General features: G+C 64.2%; 22 protein-coding genes. 8 read left to right on the forward strand and 14 right to left on the reverse strand.

The window, feature by feature from the left end:
- Positions 1 to 428 precede the first annotated feature (428 nt).
- Entirely contained in the window at positions 429 to 887 is a 459-nt protein-coding gene (locus tag QBK88_RS29440) for an REP-associated tyrosine transposase (protein ID WP_277964845.1), read from the forward strand.
- Positions 888 to 1,087: 200 nt separating this feature from the next.
- On the opposite strand, the gene QBK88_RS29445 is transcribed toward QBK88_RS29440, so the two are convergent.
- Both QBK88_RS29445 and QBK88_RS29450 read right to left on the reverse strand, forming a co-directional pair.
- Positions 1,088 to 1,408 carry a hypothetical protein gene (locus QBK88_RS29445; protein ID WP_277964846.1) on the reverse strand — a complete coding sequence of 107 codons (321 nt, stop codon included), beginning with the start codon at positions 1,406 to 1,408 and terminating at the stop codon, positions 1,088 to 1,090.
- Positions 1,409 to 1,499: 91 nt separating this feature from the next.
- Positions 1,500 to 2,891 (reverse strand): aldehyde dehydrogenase family protein, encoded by a 1,392-nt coding sequence (locus QBK88_RS29450; protein WP_277964847.1) that lies wholly within the window; start codon positions 2,889 to 2,891, stop codon positions 1,500 to 1,502.
- A 101-nt stretch (positions 2,892 to 2,992) separates the two neighbouring features.
- Here QBK88_RS29450 and ptrR point away from each other — a divergent pair, with 101 nt between their 5' ends.
- Positions 2,993 to 3,871 carry a putrescine utilization regulator PtrR gene (ptrR, locus tag QBK88_RS29455; RefSeq protein ID WP_277964848.1) on the forward strand — a complete coding sequence of 293 codons (879 nt, stop codon included), beginning with the start codon at positions 2,993 to 2,995 and terminating at the stop codon, positions 3,869 to 3,871.
- On the opposite strand, the gene QBK88_RS29460 is transcribed toward ptrR, so the two are convergent.
- Entirely contained in the window at positions 3,841 to 4,734 is an 894-nt protein-coding gene (locus QBK88_RS29460; protein ID WP_277964849.1) for an ATP-binding protein, read from the reverse strand. The genes ptrR and QBK88_RS29460 overlap by 31 nt on opposite strands.
- 83 nt (positions 4,735 to 4,817) lie before the next feature.
- Between QBK88_RS29460 and QBK88_RS29465 the strand changes: the two genes are divergently transcribed.
- Positions 4,818 to 5,585, forward strand: coding sequence for an AraC family transcriptional regulator (locus tag QBK88_RS29465; RefSeq protein WP_277964850.1), 768 nt, complete (start codon positions 4,818 to 4,820; stop codon positions 5,583 to 5,585).
- A gap of 63 nt (positions 5,586 to 5,648) precedes the next feature.
- Here the strand turns inward: QBK88_RS29465 and pseH are convergent, their stop codons facing one another.
- The 10 genes from pseH to QBK88_RS29515 all read right to left on the reverse strand — a co-directional run bounded on the left by pseH (position 5,649) and on the right by QBK88_RS29515 (position 13,508).
- Positions 5,649 to 6,200: a UDP-4-amino-4,6-dideoxy-N-acetyl-beta-L-altrosamine N-acetyltransferase gene (pseH, locus tag QBK88_RS29470; protein WP_445765023.1), complete on the reverse strand. Its 552-nt coding sequence runs from the start codon at positions 6,198 to 6,200 to the stop codon at positions 5,649 to 5,651.
- Positions 6,197 to 6,775: a TetR family transcriptional regulator gene (locus QBK88_RS29475; protein ID WP_277964851.1), complete on the reverse strand. Its 579-nt coding sequence runs from the start codon at positions 6,773 to 6,775 to the stop codon at positions 6,197 to 6,199. The genes pseH and QBK88_RS29475 overlap by 4 nt, the downstream gene beginning before the upstream one ends.
- Positions 6,776 to 6,827: 52 nt before the next feature.
- The gene (locus QBK88_RS29480) at positions 6,828 to 7,766 is read right to left on the reverse strand and encodes a ketopantoate reductase family protein (protein ID WP_277964852.1); all 939 of its coding nucleotides are present in this window, start codon (positions 7,764 to 7,766) and stop codon (positions 6,828 to 6,830) included.
- A 120-nt stretch (positions 7,767 to 7,886) separates the two neighbouring features.
- A complete protein-coding gene (locus QBK88_RS29485; RefSeq protein ID WP_158157857.1) occupies positions 7,887 to 8,111 on the reverse strand; it encodes a DUF6555 family protein in 225 nt (74 codons plus the stop codon).
- 80 nt (positions 8,112 to 8,191) lie between these two features.
- Complete coding sequence (locus QBK88_RS29490; protein WP_277964853.1) at positions 8,192 to 8,749, reverse strand: ATP-dependent Clp protease proteolytic subunit; 558 nt, start codon at positions 8,747 to 8,749, stop codon at positions 8,192 to 8,194.
- A 60-nt stretch (positions 8,750 to 8,809) separates the two neighbouring features.
- Entirely contained in the window at positions 8,810 to 9,001 is a 192-nt protein-coding gene (locus tag QBK88_RS29495; RefSeq protein WP_268140763.1) for a general stress protein, read from the reverse strand.
- A 199-nt stretch (positions 9,002 to 9,200) separates the two neighbouring features.
- Positions 9,201 to 11,342 (reverse strand): ergothioneine biosynthesis protein EgtB, encoded by a 2,142-nt coding sequence (egtB, locus tag QBK88_RS29500; protein WP_277964854.1) that lies wholly within the window; start codon positions 11,340 to 11,342, stop codon positions 9,201 to 9,203.
- Between the two features lie 57 nt (positions 11,343 to 11,399).
- Positions 11,400 to 11,822, reverse strand: a complete 423-nt coding sequence (locus QBK88_RS29505) for a DUF1810 domain-containing protein (RefSeq protein ID WP_277964855.1) — start codon at positions 11,820 to 11,822, stop codon at positions 11,400 to 11,402.
- 119 nt (positions 11,823 to 11,941) lie between these two features.
- Positions 11,942 to 12,583, reverse strand: a complete 642-nt coding sequence (locus QBK88_RS29510) for a HAMP domain-containing protein (protein WP_277964856.1) — start codon at positions 12,581 to 12,583, stop codon at positions 11,942 to 11,944.
- A gap of 100 nt (positions 12,584 to 12,683) precedes the next feature.
- Complete coding sequence (locus tag QBK88_RS29515; protein ID WP_277964857.1) at positions 12,684 to 13,508, reverse strand: SDR family oxidoreductase; 825 nt, start codon at positions 13,506 to 13,508, stop codon at positions 12,684 to 12,686.
- A gap of 318 nt (positions 13,509 to 13,826) precedes the next feature.
- Between QBK88_RS29515 and QBK88_RS29520 the strand changes: the two genes are divergently transcribed.
- Positions 13,827 to 15,101, forward strand: a complete 1,275-nt coding sequence (locus tag QBK88_RS29520) for a serine/threonine transporter (protein WP_277964858.1) — start codon at positions 13,827 to 13,829, stop codon at positions 15,099 to 15,101.
- A gap of 62 nt (positions 15,102 to 15,163) precedes the next feature.
- Here the strand turns inward: QBK88_RS29520 and QBK88_RS29525 are convergent, their stop codons facing one another.
- Entirely contained in the window at positions 15,164 to 16,180 is a 1,017-nt protein-coding gene (locus QBK88_RS29525) for a helix-turn-helix domain-containing protein (protein WP_277964859.1), read from the reverse strand.
- A gap of 282 nt (positions 16,181 to 16,462) precedes the next feature.
- On the opposite strand from QBK88_RS29525, the gene QBK88_RS29530 reads away from it, so the two are divergent.
- The 4 genes from QBK88_RS29530 to QBK88_RS29545 all read left to right on the forward strand — a co-directional run.
- A complete protein-coding gene (locus QBK88_RS29530) occupies positions 16,463 to 17,179 on the forward strand; it encodes a LexA family transcriptional regulator (protein ID WP_277964860.1) in 717 nt (238 codons plus the stop codon).
- Positions 17,180 to 17,325: 146 nt separating this feature from the next.
- Positions 17,326 to 17,832, forward strand: coding sequence for a Csu type fimbrial protein (locus tag QBK88_RS29535; RefSeq protein ID WP_277964861.1), 507 nt, complete (start codon positions 17,326 to 17,328; stop codon positions 17,830 to 17,832).
- 94 nt (positions 17,833 to 17,926) lie between these two features.
- Positions 17,927 to 18,652: a fimbria/pilus periplasmic chaperone gene (locus tag QBK88_RS29540; RefSeq protein WP_277964862.1), complete on the forward strand. Its 726-nt coding sequence runs from the start codon at positions 17,927 to 17,929 to the stop codon at positions 18,650 to 18,652.
- On the forward strand, positions 18,649 to 19,636 hold a 988-nt coding region (locus QBK88_RS29545; protein ID WP_277964863.1), incomplete at its 3' end, for a fimbria/pilus outer membrane usher protein. The genes QBK88_RS29540 and QBK88_RS29545, both read left to right, overlap by 4 nt.

Consider the following 19,636-nt stretch of genomic DNA (forward strand, 5'->3'; position numbering starts at 1 on the left):
TGTCGGGCTGCATGCGTGTGAGCAGGCCTGGCCTCGTTCGCGAGCAAGCTCTGCTCCAACAGGCGTGCATGCTGTGCGTAGCTTGCTAGCGAACGAGGCCAGTCGGCTCGCCCACGAAGCAATCCGCTATGACTTCGAGTGACCGGCATAGAACGGGGCTGTTTTCAGAGCAAAGTGGTCGGTACGCCTGTTGGAGCACAGCTTGCTGGCGAAGCAGGCGGCGCGGTGTGTCGGGCTGCATGTGTGTGAGCAGGCCTGGCCTCGTTCGCCAGCGAGCTGTGCTCCAACAGGTGTGCATGCTGTGCGTAGCTTGCTAGCGAACGACGCCAGTCGGCTCGCCCACGACGGAAACAATCCGCTAAGACTTCGAATGCCCGGGCGGCCTGAATTCACTTACTTTCATTGCTTTCTTCTCGGGAGGCAATGGAATGCCAATTTTTCGCTCGCACCGGCTTAGAACGGGTCGATTTTCTGAGCAAAGCCGTCTTTACCTTGTCACGCTGGTCGTTCGGCAACGGGAGCCGGTGTTCAATGATTGGTCAAGCGCACGGCCGCTCATCGTGTCAATGAAAGCCTGTCAGGCTGAAGGCGGGGCCGATTCGCTGTGCTGGGTCATTATGCCTGACCATTTTCACTGGCTGATGGAGCTGAAGGGGCGGGATCTCGCAGGCGAAGTGGCCAGGCTGAAGTCGCGCTCAACGGTTTTGTTCAACCGAGCGAATCAGCGGGTAGGCTCATTATGGCAAAAGGGGTTTCATGACCGAGCATTGCGAAGGGAGGAAGATGTGAAGTCGGTAGCTCGCTATATCGTCGCCAACCCGCTAAGGGCGGGGCTTGCGGAACGTATAGGCGATTACCCGCTTTGGGATGCTGTCTGGTTGCAATAGAGCGAGTCAAACCACACCCCAAGAGGGTACGCCTGTTGGAGCACAGCTTGCTGGCGAAGCAGGCGGCGCGGTGTGTCTGGCCGCGTGCAGGTCCAGAGGTGTGAGCAGGCCTGGCCTCGTTCGCGAGCGAGCTCTGCTCCCACCGGTTGACTCGCCTGCTGGAGCAGCGCTTGCTTGGAAAAGGGGGGGCGATCCGGTGGCTATTTAGGCGCATCCGAGCTGGACGCCCCGCCATCCGCGGCGCCGCCGCCATCGTCATCGTCGTCATCATCGTCGTCGCCGGTGCCACCACCGCTGGACTGCCCGCTTTTGCCGTCGTACCCCGCACCGTTGTTGTCGACACCGCCGGCACGGCCTGGGTCCGCACCTTGGGTGCGGGGGTCGGCGCCGGGGCTGTTGGGGGCGGAGGAATCGGTGCCAGGGTTGATGCTGATGGGGCTGTCGGAAGCCGCCACGGCGATGGCCGAGGCGCCAGCCAACAGGCTGGCGACCGCCAGGGTTAACAAGGTTTTCCTGAACATGGTGCTGCTCCCTTCTTGAGGACGTTTCACCAGCTTAGGCACGGGGTGGCACGCCGTCGATCCCGTGAGGTGACCGACGGCGAAGTTTCATTCAACGGCGGTCCACCCACACGGTCTGTGCGTTGCAGAATTCGCGCAGGCCGAAGTGCGACAGTTCGCGGCCGAAACCGCTTTTCTTCACCCCGCCAATGGCGACACGGGGGTCGGAGGCGCAGTAACCATTGATGAACACACCACCGGTTTCCAGCCGCGCCGCCATGCGCCGGGCCAGGTTGACGTCGGCACTCCACACGCTGCCGGCCAGGCCGAACTCGCTGTCGTTGGCCAGTTCCACCGCATGGTCGGCGTCGCGGCAAGCGATGATCGAGGCCACCGGGCCAAACAGTTCCTGCTTGAACGACGTCATGTCGGGCGTCACGTCGCCCAGGATCGTCGGTGCGTAATAGTTGCCCACGCCTTCGATCTTGTGCCCGCCCAACAACAGGGTGGCACCTTCGGCGAGCGTCTGCTGCACCTGGCCGTCCAACTCATCACGCAGGTCGTAGCGCGCCATTGGACCAATGTAGTTGCCTTCCACCAGCGGGTCGCCGACCTGCATGGCCTTGACCGTGGCCACCAGTTTCTCGGTGAACGCCGGCAGGATGCTTTCTTCGATGATGAAACGCTTCGCGGCGATGCACACCTGCCCGACGTTCTGGAAACGGCCGATGGCAGCGGCCTTGACTGCCTCCTCCAGGTCCGCGTCGGCCAGCACGATGAAAGGGTCGGAGCCACCCAGTTCCAGCACGCATTTCTTCAACGCCGCACCCGCCTGGGAGGCGATGGCCGCACCGGCACGCACACTGCCGGTCACGGTGACGGCAGCGATGCGTGGGTCATTGATGGCGCTGGAAACGCCGTCGTTGCCGACATTGAGCACTTCGAACACCCCGTCCGGCACACCGCCCCGGCGCAGGGCCTCGGCCATCAGCAGCGCACTGCCCATCACGTTGGGCGCATGCTTGAGCACATACGTATTGCCAGCCAGCAGGATCGGCACCGCGCCACGCAGCACTTGCCACACGGGGAAGTTCCACGGCATCACTGCCAGGATCGGGCCGATGGGGCGGTATTCGATGAAGGCTTTGTCGCCCGGTACTTGCGTTGGTTCAGGTGCCAGTAGCTCAGGCCCCTGCTCGGCATACCACTCGCACAGGCCAGCGCATTTTTCCACTTCGGCCCGAGCCTGCAGAATCGGCTTGCCCATTTCCAGGGCCATGCTGCGCGCCAGGGGTTCGCTCAAGTCACGCAGGGCAGCCGCCAGTTTGACCAGCACGGCGGCACGGTCGACTACCGATACCTGACGCCACTGTTGGTAGGCCGTGTGGCTGCGGGCCAGAGCCTGGTCCAGCTCGGCGGGGGTCTGGAAGGGGTAGCGGGCCAGTTCTTCACCGGTGGTCGGGTTCAACGAGACAGCGAAGTCGATCGGGGCAGGGGCATTCATCGGAAACCTCCATGGGTAAGTGATGGGCCTACCTTAAGCGCTTGTTTGATTCATGAATAATGAATAATAATCTTCAAAACACTCACGAAAAGAGAAAGTATATGGACCTGACCCAGCTTGAGCTGTTTCGCGCCGTGGCCGAGGAGGGCAGCATCAGTGCTGCCGCCGCCAAGGTGCACCGGGTGCCCTCCAACCTGACCACGCGCATCAAGCAACTGGAAAGCGAGCTGGGGGTGGACCTGTTCATCCGTGAGAAACTGCGCTTGCGCTTGTCAGCCAACGGTCACAGCTTTCTGGATTACACCCGGCGCATTCTTGACCTGGTGGAGGAGGCCAAGTTGGCGGTGTCCACGGGTGAACCTCAGGGTGTGTTCACCCTGGGGTCGCTGGAAAGCACGGCGGCGGTGCGCATTCCGCCGTTGCTGGCGGCCTACCACCAGCGTTACCCCAAAGTGGAGCTGGACCTGTCTACCGGGCCTTCAGGGGAAATGATCGACGGCGTGCTGGCCGGGCGCTACGCTGCGGCGTTCGTGGACGGGCCGCTGCACCCGCTGCTGGATGGCATCCCGGTGTTCGAGGAAGAAATGCTCTTGGTGACCGCCAAAGGCCACGCGCCGGTCACCCGTGCCCAGGACGTCAGCGGCGAGACGGTATACGCCTTCCGCGCCAACTGCTCCTACCGTCGCCATTTCGAAAACTGGTTCATCGCCGACGGTGCCACCCCAGGGCGTATCTTCGAAATGGAGAGCTACCACGGCATGCTGGCCTGCGTCAGCGCCGGCGCAGGCCTGGCGCTGGTGCCGCGCAGCATGCTGGAGAGCATGCCCGGCAGCAGCAACGTCAGTGCCTGGCCACTGGACGAGGAATACGGCAAGCGCCAGACGTGGCTGACCTGGCGCCGGGGTACCCGCTCACCCAACTTGCTGGGTATGCAGGAAATGCTGGAAAGTCAGGCTTCGACGGCCATGCGCCCGGCGTAGTCGCGGGCAAATTGCGCAGCGATGCGCCCCGAGCGCGAGCCGCGCTGGGTGGCCCAGCGCAGGGCTTCGACGTGGGCCTGCTCGAAGGCTTGCTCGGGCACGCCACAGCTGGCGAGCCACTCGTTGACCGCGCTGAGGAATTCGTCCTGGGAAAAGGGGTAGAAGGAGATCCACAGGCCGAAGCGCTCGGACAGGGAGATCTTCTCCTCCGTTTCTTCGCCGGGGTTCAGGGCGCCGTTTTCGCCGCGGGTCCAGTTGAGGTTGTCGCTGGCGCGTTCGGCCATCAGGTGGCGGCGGTTGGAGGTCGCGTAGATCAGGGTGTTGGCCGCCTGGCCCGCTACCGAGCCGTCGAGCACGGTCTTGAGGCTCTTGTAGCCGATGTCACCTTCTTCGAACGACAGGTCGTCGCAGAACAGAATGAAGCGCTCCGGGCGGCCGGTGGTGAAATCGAGGATCTGCGGCAGGTCGCCGATATGCGCCTTGTCCACTTCGATCAGGCGCAAGCCCTGTTGGTGAAAGCGTTCCAGGCAAGCCTTGACCAGTGATGACTTGCCGGTACCTCGGGCGCCCGTCAACAGCACGTTGTTGGCCGGACGGCCCTCCACGAACTGGCGAGTGTTCTGTTCGATCAGGCGTTTCTGCCGCTCAATGTTCTGCAAGGCCTCGAAGCTGATCAGGCTGGGCTGCTTGACGGCGGTCAGCACTGCCTGCTCAACCCCGCGCACCTGCCGGTAATGCCACTGGTAGGCGATGGCCTGTGTGTCGATGACCTGCTCCTGAGGTGGAGGAAACGCGCGTTCCAGGCTGTTGGCGATGCGCTCGAGCTGGGCGAGCAGGGCGGTATTGTCGAAGGCTGTGGACATGGTTCGATCACAAGGCTGGGGAGGACTGGGCAGCAGCTTAGGGTTCAGGCAAAGTGTTCGTCTAACGGTAAAAGGGCGGCCACATGCGTAAAACGGACATTGTCGACCATGGCGTGCCGACGGATGCCCGCAGCGTCGCCGCCGTGGCGCTGGATTTCGATGATGGCCACCGGGTGCCAAGCCACCGTCACCAGCAGGCGCAGCTGCTGTATGCCACCCAGGGTGTACTGGTAGTGGGCAGCGCCGAGGGGCATTGGCTGGTGCCTGGCAACCGCGGCTTATGGATACCGCCGGGGGTAGAGCACTGGACACGCATGGTGGGTGCCGTGCGGGTCCGCACGCTGTATATCGATCCGGCCCTGGTGTCGGCCCGGCTGCCGGGGCATTGCTGCGTGCTGGGGGTATCACCGTTGCTGCGGGAACTGATCCTGGCCGCCGTGGGCATCCGTACCGCGCCGCCGGCTGACAGCCGTGACGGCAGGGTGATGGCGCTGATGCTGGATGAGCTGGACCAGCAGCAGGTATTGCCCCTGCATTTGCCGCATTTGCGTCATGAAGCGTTGCAGCCGTTGTCCGAGCGCGTGCTGCAAGGTCAAGGGCTGGAACTGGAGTTGGGCGACTGGGCCGGGCAATTGGGCGTGAACCCGAAGACGGTGCAGCGCTGGTTCATCCATGACACCGGCATGACCTTCGGCAAATGGCGCCAGCAGGCGCGGTTGCTGACGGCCCTGCAGCGTCTGGCCCTGGGGCACAGTGTGTTGGAGGTGGCGCTGGAGGTGGGGTACAACACCCCCAGTGCCTTCAGCGCCATGTTCCGCCGGCAGTTCGGCGTGTCACCGAGTGAGTGGTAGCTGCCGGTGGTGTGCCTGATGCTGAGCGGCGTGTGTGATGCGGCCAGGTCTGCTGCGGTGGCTTCAGCCTTTCAACCGCGCCAGGCGCTCGATAATCTCCGGCCGCCTGGCCTGCCACTCTTCGGCGGTGATGCCGAGCAGAACCACATCCAGCCGCTGGCCCTCCTTCAGCACGTTCTGACGCCGTACCCCTTCCAGGGTAAAACCGAACTTCTGGTGCAGGCGCACCACCGCCGGGTTGCTGGCCAGTACCTCGCAGTTGAGCTTGGCCAGTCCCACTTCGCCGAAAGCGTGGTCCAGTAGCCAGCATTCAACCTGGCTGCCCAGGCCTTTGCCCTGCAACTCGGTGTCCAGGTAGAACGCCCAGTCGGCGCTCTGGTGCAGGCGGTTGATGGCGCTGAGCGACACCACGCCACGGGCCATGCCGTCGACCATCACCACGAACACCGACTGCCGCGGGTTGTCGGCCAGGCTGGTCAGCCAGGCCTGATGTTCCTGCGCGCTGATCTCGTGCTCGGTGTACATGTAGCGCCGCACCGCCTCCTGGTTGCGCAGGTGGCGTACGCGTTCCTGCACCTGGGCGGTGCTGGCCAGCAGCGGTTGAAAGCTGATCATGCCAGGCTCTCCCGAGCCGCCTGCAGAATCTCATCCGACAGCGGGTCGCCCTCGGTGGCCCGGGCCAGGGTGATGGCCCCGACCATCAGGGCGAACTCCACCAGCGCCGTCTGCCGCCGAGCTTCGGCCTGTGGCTGGTCCATGACCGCCTCGTAGTCGTCGATCAGCGCGTGTACGCCCTCGGTGTATACCCGTCGCAGGGGGCTATCCTCGGCCTCGTGGCATACGTCGCCTGCCAGGCCCACGGCCGGGCAGCCGTCGCCCGGGATATCCCGGTTGTTGTCAGCCAGGTAGTTGTCCACCAGCACGCGGCGTGCGCCCTTGCGGTCGCGGGTGGGCGCCGTGCGCTCGGCCCAGCGTTGCACCGACTGGTCGAAGGCCTGCTGGCAGGCCTGGGCGGCCAGGGCTTCCTTGGATTCGAAGTGGCCATAGAAACCGCCGTGGGTCAGGCCCGCGGCGTTCATGACCTCGGCCACGCTCAAGCCCTTGAGGCCGCGTTCACGGAACAGGCGGGTGGCCACTTGAAGAATGATTTCACGGTTGCGTTCGGTCTGTTGGCGGGATACGCGCGGCATGATGGTCTCGGTGTCGCTGGAGGCAAGGTTTCAGGGGCGGGCAATGAAGCGCTCACGGCTGCTCGCGGCGGCGCCGCGCGGCGTAAGCCTGCAGGTGCGTGAAGGCCAGGCGCAGCACCGATCGGTCCGGGGTCTCCACGTCTTCGGGCAGGCGTCGGGCGAGCAGGTCGCCCAGCACGTGTTCGGCCTCGGTGGCGTCACCACGTTCCACGTCGCGCAACATCGAGGCAGTCAGGGCCGACCCCGGTTGGGTCAGCACCTGCAGGAAGGCTTCACGTACCGGTTCCCGGGGTGGGTAGCCCGCACGGCGGGCGATGGCCGAGCATTCCTCGAAGAGGTCGCAGATCAGGTCCACACCGCCAGCGGCCACGACGTCGCCGACGCTGGCGCGCATCAGGCAGGTAATGCCGCCGCCGGTGGCGATGAACATCCACTTTTCCCACATCTCCTGGGTGATGTCGGGGCTCAACTGGGCGGTGAAACCAGCACCGGCCAAGGCGTCTGCCACCGCTTGCACTTGGGCGCCGTCGTGGCCGGCACGAACGCCAAAGCTCAGGTCATCACGCTCGTTGAAGTGCACGATGGTGCCATCGGCCAGCTTGTCGAGTGACACGAAGCACTTGCCTCCCAGCACATGGGCGGCGCCGAAGCGCTGGTCCAGCGCATCCAGGTGGCGCAGGCCGTTGAGCAACGGCAGTATCAGGGTGGATGGCCCCACGGCGTGGGTCAGGTCATCCATGACCCCAGGCAATTGCCCGGCCTTGCAACTGAGCAGAATCAGGTCATAGGCGCCCTGGATGTCGGCAGCCTGAACCCAGGGCACCCTATCGAGGTTTATATTCCCCAGCGGGCTGCGTACCTGCAGCCCCCGGTCACTCAATTGCTGGCCGCGCGCAGCCCTGACCAGAAAGGTCACGTCACGGCCGGCGGCCAGCAGGCGCCCACCAAAATACCCGCCCACGGCACCGGCCCCTACGATCAGAATTCGCATGATCTTTCACTCCTTGAAAATGGAAGGCCCAGGTCAGTTGATAACCCCATAAAATATAGGCCGATCACACGCTCAGGAATAGAGTGTGACCGACCTTTATTTTCAGGACGGCGCCGCTGTTCAGGCCGGCCGCCAACTGACGCCCTCTATGCCGAATTTCTCCGCCATTGGCTTGCTGGTCTTTTTCACCCGTTCTCGGCCGAAACGTCCGATTCGCCCAACGCCCGCGTCGCAACTTGCCCAGTGCCAGGCTTCGCCGTTGTCCATGTTTTCGGCGCGGATGATGAACGATTTGGGTTGGCCGTGAAGGGTGTAGTCAATGACGTAAAGCTTTGCGTTGTTCATAAAGCCGAATTTCCTCCCTGTGACCTTCTAAGTGATTCTGGCCCAGTGAAAAAATTCAGTCGGATTGTCTGACAGGTCAGCTACTCGCCGCTGACCGTCCAGTGGATGGCATCTTTGGGGAATACAATCTGCTCCAGGCGGTGGGCGATGCCACAGGCCAGGGAGTCGTCGGCGGCGATGACTTTCTCTTCGGCCGACAGGCATTTGAAGATATCCAGCTTCTGTTCCGCGTCTTCCGTTTCTTTCTTGAAAATGGTGACGTAGCGTTCCAGGTCGTTGTTGAGGCTGGACAGATATTCGCGCAAACGCGAATGGTCCACGGAGTTCTGGCTGAAGTACCAATTCATGGGGTGAATGAGAAAGCGCGATTGTGGCGCGGCAATGCGTTCGCTGCCCGCCAGGTACACGATGATGCCCATGGACTCGATATTGCCGGAGTTGATGGTGCGCACCGGAATGCCCAGGGATTTGAGAAAGGTGTAGATCGTGAAGCCAAAGTTGGTGCTGCCACCGGATGACGACATGTTCAACCACAACGAATCGGCGCCGGCCTTCAAGGCTTCCAGGCAGCGGTCACGCAGTCGTTCATGGGTGCTCTGATCAATCTGGCAATGGAAGTGGACAATGTGTTGGCTCACCTTCATGTCCTTGTGCGAAGTGGGCAGGCCGGGGGCAATGCCCCGGCCCTGACTCAGCGATTAGCTGCGGCCGCCACCGTGGCTGCCTTGACCGCCTTTTTTACTGCTGTCGGGGGTTGCTTTGCTCCGGTCGTTTGGCATTTTGCCTGCAGTCGAGCCGGAGGAGGCCTGTCCGCCTTTTTTGCCAGCTTCGGAGGCCTTTTCACGATCATTGGAGAAGTTTCCTGGGTTCGACTTGCCTGTGTTAGCCATGATTCTCTTCCTCTGTTTTATCGGATATGCAAAGTCATTGACCTTGCATTAACTGTGAAAAGCAAACCGTGGGAAAGTTTATTGATTATAGAAAGCCAAGACGGGCGGTCTTAGTGTTTTTGGCTTGAACATTTAGCGCTAAAACAACCGTTGTCTCGCCCTCGGCCGTACCCGAGGACCTGCGTGTGCCAGGGGCGTTTCAGCACAGGCAGAACAACGCCACCTGCGGCGCGTCGCTGATCCACTGATGGCAGATTCGCCAACCGCCCAGCGCCGCCATTTCAGTGAACGATTCAACCGTGAACTTGTGCGAGTTCTCGGTGTGCAGGCGCTCGCCTTCAGCGAAATGGAACGCTTGGCCGGCCACCTGCACCACCTGTTCGCGCTGGCTCACCAGATGCATTTCCATGCGCTGCAACTCGGCATTCCACTGTGCCAGATGGCGGAAGCCATCCAGGTCGAAATCGCCGTCCAGTTCACGGTTCATGCGCTTGAGCAGGTTGAGGTTGAACGCCGCCGTCACCCCGCCCGCATCGTCGTAGGCCGCTTCCAGCAAGGCGGCTTCCTTGACCATGTCCACGCCGACGATGAAATAGGCATTGCGGCCCAGCAAGGTATGCGCCGAACGCAGAAACTGCACGGCCTGGGGGCGGGTGAAATTACCAATGGTAGAACCCGGGAAGAAGCCCACCCGAGGCTTGCCTCGGGCCGCTTCAGGCAGGCGCAGGGCGCGCGTGAAGTCGTCCACCTGGGGGGCGATTTCAAGGTTCGGGTAATGCGCGTGCAACCGGCTGGCCGCGCTATCCAGTGCGTCCTGGCAAATATCGATAGGCACATAGACACCCACCTGGGGCGCCGCGTCCAATACCAGGCGGGTCTTGTCGCTGGCCCCGCTGCCAAATTCCACCAGCACCGCGCCGTCGGGAATCACGGCGCCGATCTCGGCCGCCACGTTCGTCAACAGCCGGGTCTCGGCGCGGGTCGGGTAATACTCCGGCGTGGTGCAGATAGCTTCGAACAACTGCGAGCCGGCGCCGTCGTAAAAGTACTTGGGCGACAGCGACTTGTGGGGCGCTGACAGCCCGGCCACCACGTCGCGGGCAAACTCGCTGCTGTACGCACCGTGCTGGCAGATGTCCCTGGCCAGGCGCACGCCGGAGAACATCCAGCGCAGGCCTGGGGTGAAGAAGTTACGGTAGCTGGGGCGGCAGTGATCTGGCGAGCTGATGCTGGCGCCGCCGCGCAGCACCATCTGGTTGACCATGAACTTGCCGTTGTACTCGCCCACCGCCGAGGGCGCCGGGTGGAAACCGGGGTAGGGGCTGTAGGCACTCTGGGTCCACTGCCAGGCCACGTCGTCCACCTGTTCGAGCAAGCCACTGACCGCGGCCAGTTCCCACTCCGCTTCAGTGGGCAGCCGCGCCTGGGCCCAGGTGGCGAAGGCGCAGGCCTCGTAATAGCTGACGTGGGTAACGGGCGCATCGGCCTCCACCGGCACCAGCCCGGCCAGGGTCATGACCTGCCACTGCTCACCGTCCTGCTGCCAGTACAACGGGGCCTGCCAACCCTGTTCCCGCACCATGGCCCAACCATCGGACAGCCACAGGCCGGCCGTGGCATAACCGCCGGCGGCCATGAATTGCAACCACTGGCCGTTGGTCACCAGACGGTCGCTGATCTCGAACGGCGCCAGGTAGACCTTGTGCCGTGGGCCTTCGTTGTCGAAGGCAAAGCCATCCCCGTCGTGGCCAACGTCCACCAGGCCGCCGTTCAATGCCTTGAAGTGGCCCTCGCGTCCGGGTGCATCGGCGGGCCAGGCCGTGTCGTAGGCAGGCTTGAGCGCAGACAGGCTGAACAGGTGCAGGATGTCCATCAGCAGCAGTTCCTGGTGCTGCTGTTCATGGGCCAGGCCGAGTTCGATCAGCGCCAGGGTCGCGGCATCCAGGTCCTGGGCCAACAGGCTGCCCATGTGCAGGTCCACGTATTGCCGGTAGGCCATCACTTGCTCAAGCGCTGGCCGGGTCATCAGCCCACGCTGCGGCCTGGGCTGGCGTGGGCCCACGGCCTCGTAGTAGGAGTTGAAAAGATAAGTGAAACTGGCGTCGAACGGCCGGTAATCCGCCAGGTTGGGCACCAGCAGAAAGGTTTCGAAAAACCAGGTGATGTGCGCCAGGTGCCATTTGGTCGGGCTGGCGTCCGGCATCGACTGCACCACCATGTCCTCGGGGCTCAGGGGGCTGGCCAGCCGTTCACTGTGGCGGCGCACCTGGCGGTAGCGCTGCAGGCGCTCGTCGGCGAGGGTGGGCAGGGTGTCGAGGGCATGGCGTGGCATCAGGTTCATCAGCAATGGCTCCGCGGCTGCGTCGTTGGGCGACGTTAGTTGGCGAGATGTGCGGCCTCACAGGCCCAGTACATCGAGAGTCTTGGCGTCGGGCTGGCCGTCGAAAAAGTCGGCCAGCACCTGGTTGAACGGGCCGGGGTCATCGGCGGCGTTGGCGAACAGGGTCATGCACGAGCGTAGTTTGAGGTCGTCCGGCGAGCCAAGGATCTCGCCGACCGGTCGTCCCCTGAGGGCGCTCACCGCTGCCGTCGCTTCCAGTAACCGCTGGCCGAGCACGGGGTGTTGCAGGTACGCCAGCGCTTCGCCGGCACCGCTGATCGCATACTGCCGAGCCGTGATGCTGTGCCCCAGGCCCTGGATCTGCGGGAAAATGAACCACATCCAGTGGGTGCGTTTCCGGCCTTGTCGCAGTTCATGCAGGGCCTGCTCGAACACAGGCCGCTGGGCATCGACGAAACGCTGGAGGTTGTAGGTGTCCATGGTCTTCACCGAGAGGGCGATGATCAGATGACCGCCCGCTGCGTGGTGAGTTCGGTCGGTGGGACGAGGGGGCCTGTGCTTGCGCGGTGCATGCGCAGGGCCATACAGCGCAGTTGCGGCTACAAGGGGAGCGGAGCCGCGGGGTCGATTGGCCGCTCGTGCACCAGCGCCAGGGTTGAATCCAGCAGTTTGACCATCTCGTCTATGTCCCGGCGCATCTCGCGGCAGAACGGTTCATCGTCACACAGCTCCAACCGCAGCTTCAGGCGTGACAACGGGGTACGCAGGTCATGGGAAACGGCGCCCAGCACATAGCCGCGCTGGCGCAGCTGTTCGCGGATGCGCCGCTGCATGCGGTTGAAGGTGTGGGCAGCCTGGCGTGCCTCCAGCAGGCTGTTCTCCTGCACGGCCAGGGGCGGGCTGTCCAGGTCCTCGCTCAGGCGCTCGGCTGCGGCGCTGAACCGACGGATAGGCCGCGACAGCAGCTTGGCGCCGTACCAGGCGGCAGCCACCAAGGCCGACATCTGGAAAAGCAACGGCACCACCGGAAAATCCAGCAGCGACCCCGCGTGCGGGGGCGGTTCACCCGTCTCCAGCATCTGCACCTGCTCGGCATGGAACCGCGCGTCATCCTGAGCCTTGCCGTAAGCCTGGAACCACATGAAGGCCAGGCAGTGGGCGAAGACGATGGCAATCACCGAAATGCCGAACAGGCGGGCAAACAGGGAGTTGGCGAAGCGCGGCAGGCGAAGGCTGGGCATGCGGAGGGCTCTTGGGCCGGGTCGATCCGAGCGGGCAGCATCGCCTTGCCTTGTATCCCGTTGATTTCACCACTGTATCAGCCTGTATGCAGCGCCGGCCTCAGCCCTGCGGGGCGCCGAACCAGTACTGTGCGGTCACACCGCCGTCCATCAGAAAGTCACTGCCGGTGATGAAAGTGCCTTCCGGCCCCATCAACAAAGCCGCCAACGCACCCACCTCATCCGGGGTGCCACCGCGCTTGGCTGCGCAGCCGTCGATCATGCGGCGGTAGCCCTCGCCACGGGGCCCGGCCAGTTCATCCCGGGCCAGCGGCGTAAAGATAATGCCAGGGCTGATGGCATTGACCCGCGCACCGCGCTCACCCCAGCGCACGGCTTCGGCCATGACCCTCAGGGCGTTGGCCCGTTTGGAGAGTTGGTAAGCGTTGAGCGGGTCGACAACGGCGTCCGGTTGCAGCATGGGCAGCGTCAACAGCGCCTCCGTCGGGCTCAACGCCAGGGCCTTGTCTTGCTCCGGGGTCAAGGCAGGCAGGCGGTGGCCGGACTGCGACGCGATGACCACCGCCGAGCCGCCCGGCGCGATGGCGTTGCCGAACAGCTCAAGCACCAGCGCTGTTCCGTACAGGTCCACCCGCAGAATGGTCGCCGGTGGCGCTTGGGAGGGCGATACTCCGGCAGCGTGGATGACCCCGGTGATCGGGCCAAGCGCCTGTGCAGTGGCGACCAGCGCCGCCACCGATTCGCGTGAGCTGACATCGACGACTGCGGTGCTGACGTCAAAGCCTGCGTCCAGCAGCACATCGGCTGCGGCGTCGGCGTTCTCCTGCTTCAGGTCGGCGAGCAGCACATGCTTGCCGGTACTCACCCGGCGGGCGATAGCTTGGCCGATGGCGCCAGCACCGATGACCACGGTGACGGTTTTCATGGAGTGTGTTTCCTCTGTGAAGGGAGCAGGTGGTCCCATGATAGGGAGGAGGGACTGACGGGTTAACAGGCTGTAACTGAATGGACTTATGAGAAGGATTCATCAGTGGGCGGCGTGAAAGCGGAAGACAAGGGATGTGTGCGGCAAATCACCACACCCAAAACGCCTCTCATTCACGACCATTGCTCAGCTAACCCTTTGCTTCTCAAGCACAATCCCGGACAATCGCCCCCCCTTTTATGGCCGGGGCGCTGCCTGCTTCATGTTTCATCCCGCCTCGGCCACGTATGAATAACCGGCAAGCGGAGATTCGACCGGATGAATGAACAGGCCAATAGCCTCGACCAGACCTTTGACGCGGCGCCACAAGCGACGTTGGCAGGTTGGAACCGTCACGACACCACCTGGATGCTGGGCCTGTTCGGCACAGCCATCGGCGCCGGCACCTTGTTCCTGCCGATCAACGCCGGCCTCGGTGGTTTCTGGCCTTTGCTGATTCTGGCCGTGCTGGCCTTCCCGATGACGTTCTACGCACACCGCGGCTTGACCCGCTTCGTGCTGTCGGGCCGTGAAGGCGCGGACATCACCGAGGTGGTGGAGGAGCATTTCGGTGCCAAGGCCGGGGCGCTGATCACGCTGCTGTACTTCTTCGCGATCTTCCCCATTCTGCTGATCTACAGCGTTGCCTTGACCAACACCGTGGGCAGCTTCATCGAGCACCAGCTGAACCTGCAGCCGCCACCCCGGGCGCTGCTGGCGCTGGTGCTGATCGTCGGCCTGCTGGGCGTGGTGCGCTGCGGCGAGCGGGTGATCGTCAAGGCCATGAGCCTGATGGTGTACCCCTTCATCGTCGCGCTGCTGCTGTTGGCGCTGTTCCTGGTGCCGCATTGGACCGGCGGCATCCTGACCACTGCCAGCAATGTGCCTGAGCCGTCGGCGTTCCTGCATACCCTGTGGCTGGCAATTCCGGTGATGGTGTTCTCGTTCAACCATTCGCCGATCATTTCGGCCTTCGCGGTGGACCAGAAACGTCGTTACGGTGCCAACGCCGAGAAGCGCAGCTCGCAGATCCTGGCCCGTGCCCATGGCCTGATGGTGGTGATGGTGCTGTTCTTCGTGTTCAGTTGCGTGCTGACCCTGTCGCCAGAGCAACTGGCGGAAGCCAAGGCGCAGAACCTGTCGATCCTGTCTTACCTGGCCAACCACTTCAGCAACCCGACCATCGCCTTCGCCGCGCCGCTGATTGCTTTCGTGGCCATCGCCAAGTCGTTCCTGGGCCATTACATCGGTGCCAGCGAGGGCCTCAAGGGCCTGATCGTCAAGAGCGGCAAGCGCCCGGCAGCCAAGACCATGGACCGCCTGGTGGCAGCGTTCATGCTGGTGGTGTGCTGGCTGGTGGCGACGCTCAACCCCAGCATCCTGGGCATGATCGAGACACTGGGCGGCCCGGTGATCGCGGCCATCCTGTTCCTGATGCCGATGTATGCTGTGCACCGTGTGCCGGCCATGCGCATGTACGCGGGCAAACTGTCGAACGTGTTCGTGGTGATTGTCGGCCTGGTGGCCATTTCGGCACTGGTCTACACGCTCTGAGATGCAAGCTGCAAGCTAATGCAGCTGTCGGCTTCTAGCTTCTAGCTTCTAGCTTCTAGCTTCTAGCTCAAGCTTGCAGCGGCTAGCTGCGCCAGCCAGCCCGGCTGGCGCAGCCCATCAAACAATCTTGCGTAATCCGGGTGCAGCGGCCCCGGCGTCCGTGTGCGCCGGTATTCGCCGGGCGCCACGCCCAGGTACTTGCGAAACGTGCGGGCCAGTTGCTGGCCGTCGCCCAGGCCGCCCCGCCGGCCTATCTTGTCCACCGGCAAGTCGCTGGCCAGCAATGCCTGGCGCGCCATCTCTACTCTCAGCACCAGCAGCAGCCCATGGGGCGAGCAGCCGCAGTCCCTGCCCAGCAGCCGGCGCAGGGTGCGTTCGCTGGCGTGCAGGTGCGCCGCGGCCTGGGCCACGGTGACCGGTTGGTCCAGGCGTTGCAGCCACCAGCGGCACAGGCGCAGTGCCGGACCGTTGTGGTGCGGGGCCGGGAGGGGTTGGCCGGGAAGCGGACAGGGTTGGCCGCGGATGGCGGCGCAGTGATCGCGCAGCAACAGCAAGGCCATGTCGCTGGCGCTCATGCGTTCGTTGGTGGTGTAGAAGGGGCCGTCTATCTGCAGGCTTCCGCGTTCATGCACGCGGGTATCAGGAAAGCGCGTTGCCAACAGCGCAGCCAGCGCGCTGTGGGTAGTGACCTGGCGGCCCCCCAGCAGCCGTGCCGCCGCCAGCCAGAAGACCCCCGCCCCCAGCGCCACGACCCGGCGTGCGCGGGGCTGTACCTGGCGCAGCCACTGCAGCAGCGCCGGGGGCTCGAAGGCCAGCGCCTGGGCCGGGCCATGGGCGATGATCAGCGTGTCAGGCGCCATCGGCTGGGCCTGGCCAAGAGCCTGGGTCTGCACACTGACCCATGGCATGCCCGGCGAGCGCAACGCCTTGCCATCCAGCGAATACACCCGCGCACTCAAGCGCGCGCCCTGGCGCAGGTGGCAGCAGGGGTTCTGATCCAGGGCGTGAAGGGTTTCCAGCAGCTTGATCACGTCACCGACGTAGCAGCCCGGGTAGCTGAGGATGGCAATCTCGCGCATGGGGTGGGTTGCCGCCAGGGGGTGTGTCGTGCGAACGGCGCTTGGTTCCAAGGGCCCTGAAAAAACAACGCCATGCACCTGTCAGCCCCAACGCAATCAAAAAATTAATCAAGCCCCAGGCCCCGTTGCCGTTAATACCCTCGATCCTCAGCGCCACAACAGTCGCACTTTGCACGAAGAAACAGGATATTGACGCGCCGTCAAAACCTAGACGTCAAAATATAGTCAGTTAGCTATGCAGGGTCAAGCCCTAAAGCTAGACATGTCGAGAGACCAACAGTGATGAAGATAGGACAAGCGGCCGCTGCCGCAGGCGGCGAGGATGCCAAAGGATTGACAGTTTCTGAGGGCTGCCCCCCCGCGATCGAGCGCCTAGGTCAGAGAATTGCTGATATAGCCGAATCGCTAGGCGGCAAGCGCAACCTGGCGCGCTGCTCGGGCGTGCACGAAACCCAGCTGTACAAATACATTCGTGGCGGCAGCTTGCCCAGCCTGGCGGTGTGCCTGGCCGTGGCACGCGCGGGTGGTGTAACGCTTGACTGGCTGGTGTCCGGCAGTCCCACACCACAGCCGCCAGCGTCAGGCACCACCTGGGTGCAGTGCTACCCCGCCAAGGCTTGCCCGGCGCGGTTGCCCTGGCCGGGTAGCGTGGCCGCCATTGAACCGGTGGCCGTGAGCTCGGTCGAACTGCAGCAGCGCGGCCTGGGTGAACACAGCGTGCTGGCGGTGAAGGTGCCGTGCGGTCAGGGTTGCGCACCGCTGGAGGAGGGCGGCACGGCGCTCATCGACCGCACCCGGTCAGGCCTGGCGGGCGATGGCCTGTACCTGCTGGAATTGGGTGGCACCCTGCGGGTCCAGCGCCTGCAGTTCCAGGTGGACGGTTCACTGACGCTGCTGGCCATCAACGCCCACTTTCGCGACCTGCACTTGTCGGTCAAGCGGCTGGGCGAATTGACCGTGATCGGCCGTGTACTGTGGAACTGTAGCTGGCAAGGCTGATCTGGCCGGATATGCAGTGCTTGTGGCCGGATCTGCGACGGTTTGGCCGCCCCTGCGAACGCCTGCCCACGTAAGCTTTAAAAGGTCACCCGGCGGCATTCAGACCCTGGGGGCCTACACTTACCAGCGCTTTCACAGGAAAACCCATGTCCACTCGCAACCTGTTCAAGGCCGGGGCTGTTGCCCTGATCGGCCTGGGCGTCGCTTTGTCCGGCAACGCCAATGCTTCCACCGCCACCGCCGACATGAGTGTCAGCGCCACCGTCGTCGCCACCTGCTCGGTGTCAGCCGGTTCCATGGCGTTCGGCTCCTACTCGGGCAGCGCTGTTACCTCCAGCGCCGACCTGTCGGTGACCTGCACCAATGACGCCCCGTACACCATCGCCCTGGGTGCAGGCAGCGGCACCGATGCCACCACCTCGGCACGCCTGTTGACCAATGCGTCGGACAGCACTTCCACCTTGAGCTACGGCCTGTACCAGGACAGCAGCTACGCCACCAGTTGGGGCGATACCACCGGCACAGACACCCTGGCCGGAACCGGGACGGGCGCGGCGCAGACCGTGACCGTGTACGGCAAGGTCGCCGCCGACCAGTTGACGGCCAGCACCGGCAGCTACTCGGACACCGTGGTCGTCACCGTCAACTACTGACCCGCCGCCATCCCCTGTGGGAGCGGGCTTCGCCTGGTCCCACAGGGGTGCGCAGAATAGCCGGTCACGCCCAACCCTTCGCAGAGCCTCCTTCATGCACCTTGCCACACGCCTTCACCGCGCCTGTGCACTGGCCGGTCTGTGCGCGCTCGCGCCGCAGGTCCATGCCCAGGCCCTGGAGATCATCCCCATCGCCCAGGCCCTGGATGCCGGCCAGCGCACCGCCAGCTTCACGCTCACCAACCACGCCGACCATGATACCCAGGTTCAGGTGCGCAGCTTCCAATGGACCCAGGCCAACAATACCGACATCCTGGACAAGACCCAGGCCCTGCTGGTCAGCCCGCCGTTCGCGCGTATCGCCCCGGGGCAGTCGCAGATCATCCGCCTGCTGCTGCGTCAGGCGCCGGGCACCACCGAACAAGCGTACCGGGTGGTCTTCGACCAGTTGCCCGACGCCGACCCCAGCAAGGTCGCCCTGGCGTTTCGCCTCACGGTTCCGGTGTTCGCCAGTGAGGCGGTGCGGGCCAAGGCCGATGTGCAGTGGCGCACGGTGCTGGACCATGACCAGTGGTACCTGCTGGCCCACAATGCGGGCCAGGCCCATGCGCGGCTCGCCAACCTCGCACTGGCCGATGCCGATGGCCATGCCCTGAAGCTCGCCCGCCCGGCACTGCCGTACCTGCTGGCTGGCCAGGACGGCCGCTGGTTGATCAGTGCCCCGCCCCAGACACTGCACGCAGGTGACCGTCTGCACCTGACCACCACAGGCCGTGGCAGCGCGATGGATACCTGGTTGACCCTCGAACCTGGCCGTTGAACGGGCTGCTGTGCCGCCGCCTGCTGGTGACACTGGCCTTGGCCAGCCCACTCGCGGCACACGCCGAGACCCTGCTGCTGGACGTCATGGTCAATGGCCGGTTACGGGCCGCTGCCCAGGAAGTGGATGAGCAGCAGGGCCGCCTGCTGGTCGCCGCCGACCAGTTGCCAGGGTTGGGCCTGCGCAACCCTGGCCAGGGCCACGGCCCGGTGGATTTGGCCAGCCTGGCAGGCGGCCAGTGCCGTTTCGATCGCGCCACCCAGCGTGTGTACCTGCAATTGCCGGATGCCGCCCTGGTACCCCAGCAGTTGCGCCACGACCCGGCGCGCCCACAAGGTGCCGGGTCGCAAAGCGACTGGGCCACCGTGCTCAACTACGACAGCCAGTACACCCGTGCCGATGGTCAGGGCAGCGCCAGCACCCTGGCCAGCCTGCGGGTGCTGGGCGGCCCCGGGGTGCTGGAGACCAGCAGCCTGCAGACGCGCAGCGCCACACTGGATAGCACGGTGCGGCTGGACACCACCTGGAGCCGTGCCGACCTCGACCACCTGCGCACCTGGAAAGTCGGTGACTTCGTCAACGGCGGCTTCACCTGGACGCGCCCCGTGCGCCTGGCCGGCGTGCAGGCAGCCACTCACTTCGGTCTGCGCCCGGACCTGGTCACTTACCCGCGGCCGGGTATCAGCTCCAGCGTGGCGGTGCCGTCGTCGGTGGACATCTACGTCAACGGCCTGCACCAATTGTCCGGGCAGGTGGAGGCCGGCCCGTTCGAGGCCAGCCAGATCCCGGTGGCCAATGGTAGCGGTGACATCGCCGTGGTGGTCAAGGATGCCAGTGGCCGGCAGACGACCCAGACCCTGCCGTTCTATACCAGCAGCCTGTTGCTGAGCCCGGGCCTGGACTCGCTGTCGCTGGACGCCGGCAGCGTGCGCAAGCATTACGCCAGCCAGTCGGCCGATTACGCGCAGGGCGCGGCGTCGCTGA

The sequence above is a fragment of the Pseudomonas sp. RIT-To-2 genome (assembly GCF_029623465.1).
Lineage (GTDB): Bacteria > Pseudomonadota > Gammaproteobacteria > Pseudomonadales > Pseudomonadaceae > Aquipseudomonas > Aquipseudomonas silvicola.